The organism is Asaia sp. A2, assembly GCF_057319415.1.
In genome coordinates this window covers 1-14,790 of record NZ_JBXWTO010000004.1, presented here as the reverse complement: position 1 = coordinate 14,790, position 14,790 = coordinate 1, and the positions used below count along the sequence as shown (strand labels likewise).

At 60.0% G+C, this 14,790-nt stretch carries 10 protein-coding genes and 2 tRNA genes; 7 read left to right on the top strand and 5 right to left on the bottom strand.

Features of this window, described 5'->3' with window-relative positions:
* Positions 1-205 precede the first annotated feature (205 nt).
* Complete coding sequence (locus tag ACWNRM_RS04500) at positions 206-1,150, bottom strand: 2-hydroxyacid dehydrogenase (protein ID WP_485169856.1); 945 nt, start codon at positions 1,148-1,150, stop codon at positions 206-208.
* Positions 1,147-4,080 (bottom strand): excinuclease ABC subunit UvrA, encoded by a 2,934-nt coding sequence (uvrA, locus tag ACWNRM_RS04495; protein ID WP_485169857.1) that lies wholly within the window; start codon positions 4,078-4,080, stop codon positions 1,147-1,149. The genes ACWNRM_RS04500 and uvrA overlap by 4 nt, the downstream gene beginning before the upstream one ends.
* Before the next feature lie 167 nt (positions 4,081-4,247).
* Between uvrA and ssb the strand changes: the two genes are divergently transcribed.
* The 6 genes from ssb (at position 4,248) to ACWNRM_RS04465 (ending at position 9,429) form a co-directional block, all read left to right on the top strand.
* On the top strand, positions 4,248-4,793 hold the full coding sequence (gene ssb, locus ACWNRM_RS04490; RefSeq protein ID WP_485169858.1) for a single-stranded DNA-binding protein: 546 nt from the start codon (positions 4,248-4,250) through the stop codon (positions 4,791-4,793).
* A gap of 119 nt (positions 4,794-4,912) precedes the next feature.
* Positions 4,913-7,717: a DNA gyrase subunit A gene (gyrA, locus tag ACWNRM_RS04485; protein ID WP_485169871.1), complete on the top strand. Its 2,805-nt coding sequence runs from the start codon at positions 4,913-4,915 to the stop codon at positions 7,715-7,717.
* On the top strand, positions 7,707-8,228 hold the full coding sequence (coaD, locus tag ACWNRM_RS04480) for a pantetheine-phosphate adenylyltransferase (RefSeq protein ID WP_485172155.1): 522 nt from the start codon (positions 7,707-7,709) through the stop codon (positions 8,226-8,228). The genes gyrA and coaD overlap by 11 nt, the downstream gene beginning before the upstream one ends.
* A gap of 45 nt (positions 8,229-8,273) precedes the next feature.
* Positions 8,274-8,747 (top strand): peptidylprolyl isomerase, encoded by a 474-nt coding sequence (locus ACWNRM_RS04475; protein ID WP_062165407.1) that lies wholly within the window; start codon positions 8,274-8,276, stop codon positions 8,745-8,747.
* A 99-nt stretch (positions 8,748-8,846) separates the two neighbouring features.
* Positions 8,847-8,922: transfer RNA gene (locus ACWNRM_RS04470), tRNA-Lys, on the top strand.
* Positions 8,923-9,273: 351 nt separating this feature from the next.
* Complete coding sequence (locus ACWNRM_RS04465) at positions 9,274-9,429, top strand: hypothetical protein (protein ID WP_485169859.1); 156 nt, start codon at positions 9,274-9,276, stop codon at positions 9,427-9,429.
* 10 nt (positions 9,430-9,439) lie between these two features.
* Here ACWNRM_RS04465 and ACWNRM_RS04460 read toward each other — a convergent pair whose 3' ends face one another.
* Complete coding sequence (locus ACWNRM_RS04460) at positions 9,440-9,898, bottom strand: Lrp/AsnC ligand binding domain-containing protein (RefSeq protein ID WP_485169860.1); 459 nt, start codon at positions 9,896-9,898, stop codon at positions 9,440-9,442.
* 134 nt (positions 9,899-10,032) lie between these two features.
* Between ACWNRM_RS04460 and putA the strand changes: the two genes are divergently transcribed.
* Positions 10,033-13,599 (top strand): bifunctional proline dehydrogenase/L-glutamate gamma-semialdehyde dehydrogenase PutA, encoded by a 3,567-nt coding sequence (putA, locus tag ACWNRM_RS04455; protein ID WP_485169872.1) that lies wholly within the window; start codon positions 10,033-10,035, stop codon positions 13,597-13,599.
* A 41-nt stretch (positions 13,600-13,640) separates the two neighbouring features.
* Here putA and ACWNRM_RS04450 read toward each other — a convergent pair whose 3' ends face one another.
* Complete coding sequence (locus ACWNRM_RS04450; protein WP_485169861.1) at positions 13,641-14,381, bottom strand: alpha/beta fold hydrolase; 741 nt, start codon at positions 14,379-14,381, stop codon at positions 13,641-13,643.
* Between the two features lie 288 nt (positions 14,382-14,669).
* Positions 14,670-14,746, bottom strand: a tRNA-Met gene (locus tag ACWNRM_RS04445).
* Positions 14,747-14,790 lie beyond the last annotated feature (44 nt).

Sequence of the window (14,790 nt, the reverse complement as noted above, 5' to 3'; positions counted from 1 at the left end):
GCCGTTCAATCCGCCTCTATATCCGTCCGGTCCTGGTTAGAAAGACGGACATCATGCTGCTCTGATGGGAAAGTCCCGGAGATGCGTGGATAGTGCCACCCGTCTGATCCACAAGGATCAAATGACCCTCAGTCCCCGGCATCGGCCAGCGAGCCCACCAGCAGCGACGGCACCACAAGATTTTTTTGACGTTCAGGCCCACCTGTCAGTACCCGACATCGCGCTGGACACAGGCAGGGATAATACCCTGATCGTAGAACGCTTGCAGGTTACGCGCCACAAGCTGCGATGCCGTGCCCGTCTGGGTCGGGGCAGAAATATGAGGCAGTACCGTCACCTTGGGATGACTCCACAACCACTCATCCTTCGGCAGGGGCTCACGCTCGAAAACATCCAGCACAGCATGCGACAGATGCCCACGGTCAAGCGCCCTACCCAGCGCCGCCTGATCGATAATCGGACCCCGGGCAAAATTGATGAGTGATGCCCCCTCGCGTATCTGCCCGAAACGCCAGTCATCAAGCAGTCCACGGGTTTGCGGCGTCAGTGGCAGAAGGACCACAACAATCGCACTTTGCCTCAACAGGGCTTCGAGCCCGGATGGACCGTATGTCATGGGGATATCCGCCGTTGCCCACGGCGTGCGGCTCCAGCCCGTCACGGGAAAGCCGTTTTCCTTCAATCTCTGCGCAGCCGCTCGCCCCAGATTCCCCATGCCCAGAATACCGACAGGGCGGTCCTGCGGTAAGACGAGCGGATGCTGACACCAGCGCGCCTTTGTCTGCTGCTCGCGATAAAGCGGCATGTCGCGATGCAGATAAAGCGTCCAGGCCAGCACCGCCTCTGACATCGTAAGCGCCAGCTGCGGATCAGTCATCCTGACAATGCGTATCGCCGGGTTCGGCATTTCCTCGACCAGCCGCTCGACCCCGGCCCACAGACTTTGCACCCATTCAAGCATGGGTAGGTCGGACAGATCAGCCGGATCCGGGTTGGCGACCACAGCCATACGCGCCGTACGTCGCTCTCCGTCTGTCAGGTCCTCAAACGGCATGACCCTTATATTGTTCAGGCAGGCATTGATCGACTCAAGGCTCTCTTGCCTCTCGCGCGGCGTGATCCGCCCGCAAAAGGGCACTATGATGGTCATGACGCACGCACCTTTCTCCGAGCCGCTGGCGCAGCTTTCTTCTTCTTGACGGGTGCTTGCACCTCGACGGCCCGAGGCGGCAGGAGCGGCCCGAGGAAACGCCCGGTGTGGCTCCCCTCGGTCGCTGCAATGACCTCTGGTGGCCCCTCGGCAACGATCCGTCCGCCACCATCACCGCCTTCCGGGCCAATATCAATCAGCCAGTCCGCCGTTTTGATCACGTCCAGATTATGTTCGATCACGAGAACGGTATTCCCCTGATCCACCAGCGCATGAAGCACATCCAGCAATTTGCGCACGTCCTCGGTGTGCAAACCTGTCGTGGGCTCATCCAGAATATAAAGTGTCCGTCCCGTCGCCCGACGTGCCAGTTCCTTTGACAGCTTGACGCGCTGGGCCTCGCCACCCGAGAGCGTCGTCGCCTGCTGGCCCAGCGTGACATAGCCAAGCCCCACCTGCTGAAGGATCGCCAGCCTGTCACGAATACGCGGCACCGCATGGAAGAAGGGCAGAGCCTCATCCACCGTCATGGCCAGCACATCGGCAATCGATTTACCGCGGAACTTCACATCCAGCGTCTCACGATTATAGCGCTGTCCCTTGCAGGTATCGCAGGTCACGAACACGTCGGGCAGAAAATGCATCTCGATCTTGAGCACACCATCACCCTGGCATGCCTCGCAACGCCCACCCTTGACGTTGAATGAAAAACGCCCCGGCTTGTACCCGCGCGCCTTGGCTTCAGGCAGTTCGGCAAACCAGTCGCGTATCGGCGTAAACAGATCCGTATAGGTCGCCGGGTTGGAGCGCGGCGTCCGTCCGATAGGGGACTGATCGATGTCGATAATCTTGTCGAGATGCTCCAGCCCCTCAAGCGCCCTGTACGGCAACGGCGACTGGTTGGCCCCCATCAGCTCACGCGATAGCGCCTTGTAAAGCGTGTCGACCACGAGGGTCGATTTACCACCACCCGACACCCCGGTAACGGCCACAAAGCAACCCAGTGGGAAACGCGCCGTCACGTCATGCAGGTTGTTGCCGGACGCCCCCACAAGGGTCAGCATGCGGTCCCCATCGCAGACGCGACGCTTTTCCGGCACCGGGATCACACGCCGGCCAGAGAGATAATCTCCTGTGATGCTGTTCTCGTTCTTCGCCACGTCCTCAGGACGACCACAGGCCACGACTGTGCCACCCAGCGCACCCGCCCCCGGCCCCATATCGATCAGCCAGTCGGCAGCCCGGATCGCATCCTCGTCATGCTCGACCACAATAACCGTATTACCGAGCTTCTTCAGCCGGTCGAGCGTCCCGAGCAGACGCTCATTGTCTCGCTGATGCAATCCGATAGAGGGTTCGTCGAGCACATAAAGTACCCCGGTCAGCCCCGATCCGATCTGGCTCGCAAGCCGGATACGCTGGCTTTCTCCACCCGAGAGCGTGGCCGAACCTCGTGAAAGAGTCAGATAATCGAGTCCCACATCATCCAGAAACCTCAACCGGTCGAGGATCTCACGCAGGATACGCCGCGCAATCTCGGCACGCTGCGGCGTCAGCGACGCCTCGACGCCCCCGAACCAGTCGAGTGCCCGCCGGATGGTCAGATCGGAGGCCTGCGCGATATTCAGGTGGTTCACACGCACGCAAAGCGCTTCAGGCTTCAGACGCGCACCATGGCAGGCATGACAGGGAACGTCGGACTGATAGCGTGACATTTCTTCACGCACCCACATGCTGTCCGTCTCGGCCAGACGACGCTGCAGGTTACGCATCACCCCTTCAAAAGGCTTGGTGAGTTCGTAAGCCCGCTTGCCATCCTTGTAGGTGAAAAGAACCGAGTCTTCGCTTCCCTCAAGCAATGCCTGGCGGAAATGCTCACCGAGCTTTTTCCAGGGGGTTGTCATCTTCTCCCTGAAATGACGCGCCATCGCTTCCAGCGTCTGGTCGTACCAGGGCGTCTTGGCATCGCGCCAGGGGGCGATCGCTCCCTCGGCAAGAGACAGATTCTCGTCAGGGACGATCAGCCGCGCATCGAAATGCGTCTCTGTACCTATCCCGTCGCATACCGGACAGGCACCCATCGGCGCATTGAACGAGAACAGACGCGGCTCGATCTCCTCAAGCGTAAAGCCACTCACCGGGCAGGCAAACTTGGCTGAAAACACGATATGCTCGCTCGCGCCTTCCTCTCCAGCGCGACGCACCTGCTCGGCATAGGCTACGCCATCGGCAAGGCTCAGCGCTGTTTCAAAACTGTCAGCCAGACGCGACTCGATACCCGGCTTCACCACCACGCGGTCAACCACGACCTCAACCGTATGACGCAGCTTGCGGTTCAGATGGGGGGCTTCAGCAATCTCATAGGTCTCGCCATCGACCTTCACACGCGTGAAGCCCTTGCGCTGAAGCTCGGCCAGCTCCTTGCGATACTCCCCCTTGCGATCGCGAATTACAGGGGCCAGCAGCATCAGCCGTGTACCCTCTTCCATCGCCATCACACGATCGACCATTTGGCTCACCGTCTGTGCCTCGATGGGCAGCCCTGTGGCCGGCGAATAGGGCATACCGGCACGTGCCCAGAGCAGGCGCATGTAGTCATGAATCTCGGTAATCGTCCCGACGGTCGAACGCGGGTTTTTCGATGTGGTCTTCTGCTCGATCGAGATGGCAGGCGACAGCCCCTCAATTGAGTCCACATCCGGTTTGCCCATCAGTTCCAGAAACTGGCGCGCATAGGCCGACAGACTCTCGACATAACGCCGCTGCCCCTCAGCATAGATCGTATCAAAAGCGAGCGACGACTTGCCGGAACCTGACAGCCCCGTGATCACCGTCAGCTGGTCCCTGGGAATATCGGCGTCGATATTCTTCAGATTATGCACGCGGGCACCGCGCACACGAATGGACTGGTTGTACGGCAGATCAGACATCAGCACCACGCAAGGCAGATTGGGGGACGGAAAGACGAGAACGTTTCGAGACCTATGTAGGATTGCCCCCCACAGGATTAAAGTCGGCAGCCATGCCGCCCGAGGCGTGACGCCAGCGTCGGGCTGGGCTAAGATGGCTCGATTTTCAGTATTTAGGGTCGGTCGCCATGGCAGGAAGTGTAAACAAAGTCATTCTGGTGGGAAATCTGGGCCGCGACCCGGAAACACGCAATGCCCAGTCCGGTGCCAAGATCGTCAACCTGACCGTTGCCACCTCCGAAAGCTGGAATGACCGCGCCTCGGGCGAGCGCAAGGAGCGCACCGAATGGCACCGCGTCGTGATCTTCAACGAGCGTCTGGCCGATGTCGCCGAGCGTTTTCTGCGCAAGGGCCGCAAGGTCTATGTGGAAGGCCAGCTTCAGACGCGCAAATGGACCGACCAGGGCGGACAGGAGCGCTACACGACCGAAATCGTGCTCGACCGGTTCCGTGGTGAGCTCACCCTCCTTGACAATAACCGCGATGGTGAGTCCGGTGGTGGCATGGGGGGCGGCTATGACAGCGGCCCATCACGTTCCTATGGCGGCGGCAATACCCCGGCTCGCAGCGGTGGCAATGGCATGAGCCAGTCTCCCTCGCGCAATCAGGGTGGCAATAACGGCGGTGGCTGGGACGCACCGGGTGGCGATCTGGACGACGAGATCCCGTTCTGATCGGCCCCTTTCCACGCCTCTCTCCCTGATCGACACATCAACAAGACGGACCTGCCTTGACCGACCTGACGCCGCCAGCCGCACCCTTTGACCAGATCCCGGTGACCATTGAGGAGGAAATGCGCTCCTCCTACCTCGCCTATGCCATGTCGGTCATTGTCTCGCGCGCGTTGCCGGATGTCCGTGACGGCCTCAAGCCGGTCCATCGCCGCATCCTTTACGCCATGCGTGAAAGCGGCTTCACCTCTGACAAGCCCTATCGCAAATCGGCCCGTGCGGTCGGTGATGTCATGGGTAAATACCACCCCCATGGCGACAGCTCGATCTATGACGCCATGGTGCGCATGGCCCAGTCCTGGTCGATGCGCGTCCGTCTCATCGATGGTCAGGGCAATTTCGGTTCGGTCGACGGCGACAGCCCGGCCGCCATGCGTTACACCGAAGCGCGTCTGGCCAAATCGGCGTCCTTCCTGCTCGACGATATCGACCGCGACACGGTCGATTTCCAGCCGAACTACGACGAAAGCGAAAGCGAACCCAAGGTTCTGCCCGCCGCCTTCCCCAATCTTCTGGTCAATGGTGCCTCCGGCATCGCCGTCGGCATGGCGACCAACATTCCGACGCATAACCCCGGCGAAGTCATCGACGCGACACTTGCCCTGATCGAAAACCCCGAAGCCACCCTTGATGATCTGATGAAGATCATCCCCGGCCCGGATTTCCCGACCGGCGGCATCATCATGGGCCGCCGTGGCATCCGTCAGGCCTTCGAGACGGGCCGTGGTTCCGTACCCATGCGCGCCCGCGCCGAAATCGAGGATATCCGCAAGGACCGTCAGGCGATCATCGTCACCGAAATTCCCTATCAGGTGAACAAGGCAACGCTGCAGGAAAAGATCGCCGATCTCGTCCGCGCCAAGGAAATCGAGGGTATCTCCGATATCCGCGATGAGAGCGATCGCTCCGGCATGCGTATCGTGATCGAGCTCAAGCGCGACGCGACACCCGAAGTGGTGCTTAACCAGCTCTATCGCTTCACCCAGCTTCAGACCTCGTTCAGCGTCAACTGCCTTGCCCTCGATGACGGCAAGCCCCGCACGATGGGGCTCAAGGACGTTCTGGAAGCCTTTATCCGCTTCCGTGAAGACGTCATCCTGCGCCGTGCACGCTACGACCTGAACAAGGTGCGCGATCGCGGCCATCTGCTCGTCGGCCTCGTCATCGCGGTCGCCAATATCGATGAGGTGATCGCTCTCATCCGCAGCGCCCCCGATGCCGCCACCGCACGCGAATCCCTGATGGCCCGCGCCTGGAACGCCGCCGATGTGCAGCCGCTCATCGAGCTGATCCATGACGAAGGCAATGTCATCGTCGATGGCAAGGTCCATCTGACTGAAGTGCAGGCCCGCGGTATTCTCGAACTGCGTCTGCAGCGCCTGACCGGTCTGGAGCGTGACAAGATCCAGGGCGAGCTGAGCGAGGTCGCCACCAAGATCAACGAACTGCTCGAAATCATCGGCAGCCATGTCCGTCGCATGGAAGTCATGCGTCACGAGCTGCTTCTGGCCCGCGCCGAAATCGCCACCCCGCGCATGACCGAAATTTCGGATGCGCTGGGCGACCAGTCGGATGAAAGCCTGATCGAACCCGGCCAGATGGTCGTCACCATCACGCGTGACGGCTTCATCAAACGCACACCGCTCGAAATCTTCCGCGCCCAGAACCGTGGCGGCCGTGGCCGTACGGCAGCGGGGCGTCGCGGTGACGATGTCATCGTCAACAGCTTCAACGCCCACACCCATCAATGGGTCATGTTCTTCTCATCGGGCGGCAAGGCCTATCGTGAGAAGGTATGGCGCCTGCCAGAGGCCTCCCCCACTGCCAAGGGTCGCGCCCTAGTCAATCTCCTGCCCGACCTCGGCGCAGATTCGATCACGGCCATCCTCGCTTTGCCGCAGGAAGAAGAGCAGTGGGAAGATCTGCACCTCGTCTTTGCCACAGCCAGCGGCAATGTCCGACGCAACCGCCTGAGCGATTTCAAGAACATCCGCGCCTCCGGCCTGATCGCCATGAAGCTCGATGAGGGCGACAGCCTGGTGGGTGTTGCCACCTGCCGAGAGGGTCAGGATGTGTTCCTTGCCACACGCAAGGCCCGTTCGATCCGCTTCCAGATCACCGACGACACGCTGCGTGTTTTTGCTGGTCGTGACAGTTCCGGCGTACGCGGCATCCGCCTCGCCACCGGCGACGAGGTCAACTCGCTTTGCATCCTCAACCATGTCGATGCCAGCGTCGAGGAACGCTCTGCCTATCTGCGTGCGGCCAATGCCAAGCGTCGCGCTGAAGCGGCCGCCAATGCAGCCAGCAACGAGGAAGAGATCGAGGAAATCGCCTCTGACGATGCCGATGAAGCCATCGATGCCGGTGATCTGACGCAGGAGCGCTTTGACGAGCTCGCCGCTCAGGAAGAAATCCTGCTCACCGTCACCGATGCCGGCTTCGGTCGTCGCTCTTCCGCTTACGAATATCGTGTCAGCGGCCGTGGCGGTCAGGGTATCGCCAATATGACACTCACTAACCCCAAACGCGGTCGCGAGGTTGTTGCGACCCTGCCTACGCTTGACGGCACCGACGTCATGATGGTGACCGATGTCGGACGCCTCATCCGGGTGCCGGTCTCTCAGGTGCGTGTCATGGCCCGCCAGGCCAGCGGCGTCACCCTGTTCCGCGTCGGTGCAGAAGAGCGCGTCACCAGCATCTTCCCGGTTGCAGAATCCGAGGGCACGGATGCCGATGACGCCGAAACCTCACTTGAGGAATCGGATGCCGCGGCCTCCGGCGTGCCGGACACAGCCCCCTCAGAGGCTCCCTCATCCGAGGCCACTTCCTCTGGCGATACAACACCGGATGACAGTGCAAACTGACGCCTCTTCGAACGGTCAACGTGTCGGGTTTTATCCCGGCACGTTCGACCCGTTCACCCTGGGCCATCTCGATATCGCCCACCGTGCCCTGAATCTCGTCGATCACCTCGTCATCGGCGTGGCACTCAACCCCGGCAAGGCGCCACGTCTTTCGATTGACGAACGCTGCGCCTGTATCACCGAGACCTTTGCCCTTGAGGGCATCACGCAGGTCAGCGTGGTTGCCTTCAGCACCCTCATGGTCGATGCCGCCCGTGCTCAAAAGGCGCGCTTCATTATTCGCGGGCTACGCTCCGAATCCGATCTGACCAGCGAAATGCCCATGGCGGCCATCAACCGGAATCTGGCCCCTGAACTCGAAACCATCTTTCTCACCGCACGTGAGGAGCATCGTCTGATCGCCTCCAGCCTCGTGCGCGAGCTTCTGGCCTATGGGGGCGATATACGCCCCTATGTGCCAGAGAATATTGCCCGGCATCTCTTGCCCAATGCGGCAGAGAAGCCGACATAGGCCGCGTGGCCTTTCAAGGCTCCGCAAACACAAGGATAGACATCAATGTCCGAGACCAATAACCGCCTCGTCATGAAGCTCAAGACCGGCGATGTCGTGATCGAACTCCGCCCCGACCTCGCTCCCCTGGCTGCCGAGCGCCTGCGCACCCTCTCCGAGCAGGGCTTTTATGACGGCGTGAAGTTCCATCGCGTCATCGAAGGCTTCATGGCTCAGGGTGGCGACCCGACCGGCACCGGCTCGGGCGGCAGCGACCTGCCTGACCTCAAGGCCGAATTCACGCGTGAAGCCAAGTTCGAGCGCGGCACGCTGGGCATGGCCCGCACCATGAACCCGAACTCGGCCAACAGCCAGTTCTTCATCATGTTCCAGCCCACCCCGTCGCTTGATGGCCAGTACACCATCGCCGGTCAGGTCGTGTCGGGCATGGAGCATATCGACCAGGTCAAGCGCGGCGCTGGCGCCTCGGGCATGGTCAAGGACCCCGATGCCATCATCTCCATGCGTCCTGAAGCCTGATCAAGCACGTGACGGCTGTAAAAGCCGCATGAAAACCGACTGAGCCCGATTCAGTCGGTTGACGGCCTCTGGCTCATATTGTAGCCAGACGCCTCATGTGAACCGGTAGCTCAGCCGGTAGAGCATTCGACTTTTAATCGAATGGTCGTGGGTTCGAGTCCCACCCGGTTCACCACTTCCCAAAAAAATCGTAGAAACAGCCATCCCGGCGAAAGTTTGACAATTGTCCTTCTGTCCATCGGGCGTGTTTCCCCCTGTCCGGATTGCCGTACAGAGCTAGACGTACGGTCGCGGTCACCAATGACAGCCTGCTTTCACGTCAAACGCGCAAGACCGCTCTCAGCAACTGATAACTCATGCCTTCCTGCCTATTACCGCCACAGCAGGACCCAACAAGCGGCTATCGCAACAGGTAACAATACATCCGAGCCTTTCTCTTTCCCGTGAGCGATCCATCCTGACGCCAAGGCACCCCAACCCGAGAGAATTTCGAGACAGGACAAAGCATGATCAGCAAAATGCCGTCATGCGCCATGCCGTGATCCTTATCACCGTCATCATCAGCGCCAACATGTGCGACCGCAGGGGTGATACGCTCCAGCCGCACGTTCTCACCATGTCTGCTCCGGAAAACGCCAGCCTCTCGTTCGATCTGCATGAAGGGGTCGCCTGCCCTGACTGAAGCCTCAAAATCAGACTGGTAATTCCAGATCCGCTTTCACTTCTTCCATTACGGTATAAGTATGCGTCTGTCGCACTCCCGGCAGGCGTGTGAGCGTCTTGCCCAGAAAGGCACGATACGCATTCATGTCCCGCACCCGTGCCTTCACCAGATAATCGAACCCACCCGCCACCATGTAGCATTCGCTTACCTGCGGTATGGCCAGCACGGCTTTCGCAAATGAATCGAAAATATCGGCACTCGTGCGATCCAGCGTCACCTGCACAAAGACCAGCAATCCCAGGTTAACGGTCTCGGGGTCCAGACGCGCCATGTAATTCCTGATCACCCCGGAATATTCGAGCTTACGGACACGCTCAAGCGTCGCAGCAGGGCTGAGGTTCACCAGCCTTGCGAGCTCTACATTGGTCATACGACCGTCCTTCTGGAGGATTCTCAGAATCCTGCGATCAATCTCATCCAGTGCCATTGCCGCCTTCGAATTATATTCGGTAAAATTATCATAAAGCGATTATTATACGGCGTTGTCGACCTTCTTCCATAACTCATTTGGTACAAATCACCATAAGGGATCATAAACAACCAGCAACGATATGGCCTGTGATGAACGCACCCTTTGCCGCCTTCCGTACGATCGCTCCCGAACGTTCCGCCTTGCGTCAGGCAATCACCGACCATACGCGTGCTCCAGAGCCCGAACGCGTGGCAGCACTGTCCATCGAGGCAACACTTACGCCTGCACAGGAAGCTGCTTCGCGTGCCACGGCCCGCACACTGGTCGAGGCGCTGCGCCGCAATGGCACACCTGGGCTCGTGCAGGGACTCATCAGGGAATATGACCTGTCCTCTCAGGAAGGTGTCGCCCTGATGTGCCTCGCCGAGGCCCTGCTGCGTATCCCCGATACCGCAACACGCGACGCCCTGATTCGCGACAAGATCGCCAAGGGCCACTGGCAGGGCCATATCCGCAAGGGAACGCCACTTTTCGTCAACGCCGCCACTTGGGGGCTGATCGTCTCGGGTAGTTTTCTTTCAACCAAACAAGCCAGACGCCTGCCGCAGACACTCGACACCCTGCTCAAGCGCTGCGGCGAGCCTGTCATCCGTCGCGGTGTCGATATGGCCATGCGTCTGATGGGTGAGCAGTTCGTCACCGGACAGACCATCACCGAGGCCCTCAAAAACGGGCGCAAGCTTGAGGAAAAAGGCTACCGCTACTCCTACGACATGCTTGGCGAAGCCGCGATGACGGCAGAGGATGCCGCGCGATATTACCGCGACTATGAAACCGCCATTCATGCAATCGGCAAGGCTTCCAATGGTCTGGGCGTCTATCGTGGCCCAGGCATCTCCATCAAACTTTCCGCCCTGCACCCACGCTATACCCGGCTCCAGCGCGATCGCGTCATGGCGGAGCTTCTGCCAAGCGTCACAAAACTGGCCCATCTCGCCTGCGCCTACGACATTGGCTTCAATATCGACGCCGAGGAGGCCGATCGCCTCGAACTCTCGCTCGATCTGCTCGAAGCCCTCTGTGCAGATGAAGCCCTGAAAGACTGGAAAGGCATCGGCTTCGTCGTTCAGGCTTACCAGAAGCGCGCGCCCTTCGTGCTGGACTGGGTGATCGACCTCGCCCGCCGCAGCGGCCACCGACTCATGGTCCGACTGGTCAAGGGTGCGTACTGGGACAGCGAGATCAAGCGTGCCCAGACCGATGGGCAAAGCGATTTCCCGGTCTACACGCGCAAGGTTCACACCGATATTGCTTACCTCGCCTGCGCCAGAAAACTGCTGGATGCACCCGATGCCATCTTCCCACAATTTGCCACGCACAACGCCCAGACGCTCGCCAGCATACACGCCTATGCCGGGCCGGAATTTTCCATCGAGAAATACGAGTTCCAGTGCCTGCATGGCATGGGCGAAGGGCTTTATAATGAAGTCGTCGGCCCTCATAAGCTCGATCGCCCGGTACGCATCTACGCGCCGGTTGGCACGCATGAGACACTCCTGGCCTATCTTGTCCGGCGCCTCCTCGAAAACGGGGCCAACTCTTCCTTCATCAACCGCATCCAGGATCCGGCGATTCCTGTCGAGGCACTGATCACAAGCCCTGTTACCCTGGCAGAACAGGAAACATCCCGCTTCACCGTAGCCCTGCCTCCCGCGTTGTATGGCGCTGAGCGGCAGAATTCACGCGGCCTCGACCTGTCTGATGAGAACACTTTACGCGACCTTGCCGCGGTCTTCACGGCCACACCGGTTCCGGTCCCTTCCGAAGGCGAAGCCATCATCAATCCCGCCAGCACCACGGAGATCGTCGGCCATATTGCCTTTCTCTCCCCGCAAGCCATTGACGAGGCCCTGACACGCGCGGCAAGCGCCTTCCCCAGCTGGCGCGACACAGGTCCTGCGCAGCGCGCAGCCCTTCTGGAAAAGACAGCCGAGGCGCTGGAAACCGAAACACCGCGCCTCATGGCCCTCATCATACGTGAAGCCGGCAAGACACTGGCCAATGCTGTGGCCGAGATACGCGAAGCCGTCGATTTCCTGCGTTATTACGCTGCCCAGACACGCCATCTTGGCTCTGCTGCCCAGCCCTTGGGGCCCGTAGCCTGCATCAGCCCATGGAATTTCCCGCTGGCCATTTTTGTCGGGCAGGTTGCCGCCGCTCTGGCTGTTGGCAATACAGTGCTGGCCAAACCTGCCGAAGAGACTCCTCTCATCGCACAGGAAGCTGTCCGTCTGATGCATGCATCCGGCATACCGCAGGATGTCATCCAGCTCATCCCGGGCGATGGTCGCGCGGGCGCACAACTCGTCGCCGCTCCGGGCATACGCGCCGTGCTCTTTACCGGCTCGACCGATGTCGCCCGCCTGATCCAGAAGCAGCTCGCAGATCGCCTCAACCCGGATGGGACATCCATTCCCTTCATCGCCGAGACTGGCGGACAAAACGCGCTTATCGTCGACAGCTCAGCCCTGACAGAACAGGTCGTGACCGATGTGCTGGCCTCGGCTTTTGACAGCGCTGGCCAGCGATGCAGCGCCCTGCGTCTGCTCTGCGTCCAGGAAGAAAGTGCAGACCGCCTGCTGACCATGCTCAAGGGCGCCATGAAGGAGCTGCGGACTGGTACGCCAGAAAAGCCGGAGACCGATATCGGACCGGTGATCAGCGCAGAGGCTCACGCAATGATCTCAGCGCATATCGACGCGTTCCGGGCAAAAGGACATGATGTCTTTCAGACAACCGCTACCCCCGAAGCACAGAGCGGCACCTTTGTCCCCCCCACCCTTATCGAGATCGGCGCTGTCTCCGATCTGGAGAGGGAGGTCTTTGGTCCCGTTCTGCATGTCCTGCGCTATCGGCGCGAAGCGCTGCCCGACGTCATGGCCGCCATCAACAGCACAGGATACGCTCTGACCTTCGGTGTTCATTCGCGCATTGATGATACGATAGAAACCCTGAAAACCCAGAGCCATGCGGGGAATATCTATATCAACCGCAATCTGGTCGGGGCGGTCGTGGGTGTGCAGCCCTTCGGTGGCCACGGACTTTCAGGCACAGGTCCCAAAGCAGGTGGCCCTCTCTATCTGCGCCGACTGCTCGCAGAGCGTCCGGCACTCTCGCCGGCCTTCCTGCACAACCTTCCCGCCGAAGCCAGGCTCTTCGCTGACTGGGTCGCCACGACGCTTCCCACGATAACACTCCCTGCCTGCGACAACACCCCTCTCGGCACATCCCTTTCACTCAGTGGCCCCGTGGGTGAAACCAACACATACTCCCTCGCCCCCCGAGGCACAGTGCTTTGTGCAGGCCCTACAACGGCAGATTTATGTGCTCAGATTCTGGCGGCACTGGCTGCGGGCAATCGCTGCGCCATTCCTGCGACGCTACTGCGCGCGCTGCCAGAACGTCCTCCCGGTCTGGAAGCCGCAGTGTTCCCCATGCAAGACAATACGCTCATCGATGTCGCGCTGGGCAATGGCAATTCATCGTTCACAACGGACCTGCTCCAGAATCTTGCCTCCCGCAAAGGCCAGATCGTCTCCCTTCATGGGCCCGACGCATCAGGCAGCTATCCTCTCGAATGGCTGGTGCTCGAATATGCCTGCAGCACCAACACCACCGCCGCAGGTGGCAACGCTGCGCTCATGGCGCAGGTCTGACAATGAGTCCGTCGCAGGGATAAACCAGTCCCTGCGACGGTTCAGAGTGCGTCCATGATCAGAGAGGCAACCTTCTCTGGAAAAACGATTTCGGCATCATGCGGCACGGCTTCGCCGTGATAGTGCCAACCCGGCTGCGCTCTCGCAAAGGCGCGGCTGGGCTCGATCGACCCTAAAGCCGGATTTTCGTAGGCAATATAGGTAACAGACAGCCCCGCTCCGGCTGGCCGCTCCAGGCGTGCAGGCGTCTCATAAGTGCCTACGGGATGAGGGCGCAGATGCCGCATGAACCATGCTTTTCGATCAGCATCAGGCAGAAACACAGCATTCTCAGGGGGCACTGGAAAGGCCACATCCGCCCCACCGACACGGGCGCGCTCGCGCCGTATCGCTGCCATTCCCTTCGGTAGAATATCAAAGGCAGAGAGTCCCGGTTGTGCGATCAGGGCATCCAGATAGATGAGCTTCGCAATACGATCCCTCATCCGGTCAGCCACGCAGCTGACTACCATTCCGCCATAAGAGTGCCCCACGAGCGCGAAACGCGGCAGATCGAGCATGTCGATAACACTCAGTATATCCTCGATATGCGTCTCAAGTGTAATCTCGCGTGAGAGAAGATGCGCCCGATCGCCTGTCCCGGTCAGAGTTGGTGTGATGACCTGATGCCCCGCATGCTGCAGAAAAGGCGCTACATAACGCCAGATCCAGCCACCACAATGCAGACCGTGCACCAGAACGATCGGCACTTTGGGTTCGGCCGCCGCAGCATCAGAAACCATACTAAACCCTGTCACAAACGGAATGACTGCAAGAACATCTCGACGCTGCATGAACGTGAGCCCTCTCTATGGCCCCATCCGGGTTTAATACTTTGTCATGAGATATTTCGCGGAAACAAGACCGGAGGCCATCTGTACCGAGGATTTGATTATCCTGTACCTGGGTCGCGCTGATGGCGGTATTCGTGCCTGTTATGGGGCGGTGAGCGTCTGCCCCGCAGGAATCGAGGAACGCCAAAAATGCCTCGTGCTGTTAAGCTGAGGCGTCGTGTCTGTATTGGGGGATTTTGGTTGCGGGGGCAGGATTTGAACCTGCGGCCTTCAGGTTATGAGCCTGACGAGCTACCGGGCTGCTCCACCCCGCGAGGGTGTTGGGGTGTATTTTGTGGGGTGGATCAGGGGACCTGGC

What these genes read in the sequence shown, in the direction of transcription:
- ACWNRM_RS04450 (WP_485169861.1), bottom strand. Translation starts at nt 14,381, where the DNA reads ATGGTTTCTGATGCTGCGGCGGCCGAACCCAAAGTGCCGATCGTTCTG.
- ACWNRM_RS04475 (WP_062165407.1), top strand. Translation starts at nt 8,274, where the DNA reads ATGTCCGAGACCAATAACCGCCTCGTCATGAAGCTCAAGACCGGCGAT.
- ACWNRM_RS04465 (WP_485169859.1), top strand. Translation starts at nt 9,274, where the DNA reads ATGCGCCATGCCGTGATCCTTATCACCGTCATCATCAGCGCCAACATG.
- ACWNRM_RS04460 (WP_485169860.1), bottom strand. Translation starts at nt 9,898, where the DNA reads ATGGCACTGGATGAGATTGATCGCAGGATTCTGAGAATCCTCCAGAAG.
- gyrA (WP_485169871.1), top strand. Translation starts at nt 4,913, where the DNA reads ATGCGCTCCTCCTACCTCGCCTATGCCATGTCGGTCATTGTCTCGCGC.
- ACWNRM_RS04500 (WP_485169856.1), bottom strand. Translation starts at nt 1,150, where the DNA reads ATGACCATCATAGTGCCCTTTTGCGGGCGGATCACGCCGCGCGAGAGG.
- ssb (WP_485169858.1), top strand. Translation starts at nt 4,248, where the DNA reads ATGGCAGGAAGTGTAAACAAAGTCATTCTGGTGGGAAATCTGGGCCGC.
- putA (WP_485169872.1), top strand. Translation starts at nt 10,033, where the DNA reads ATGAACGCACCCTTTGCCGCCTTCCGTACGATCGCTCCCGAACGTTCC.
- uvrA (WP_485169857.1), bottom strand. Translation starts at nt 4,080, where the DNA reads ATGTCTGATCTGCCGTACAACCAGTCCATTCGTGTGCGCGGTGCCCGC.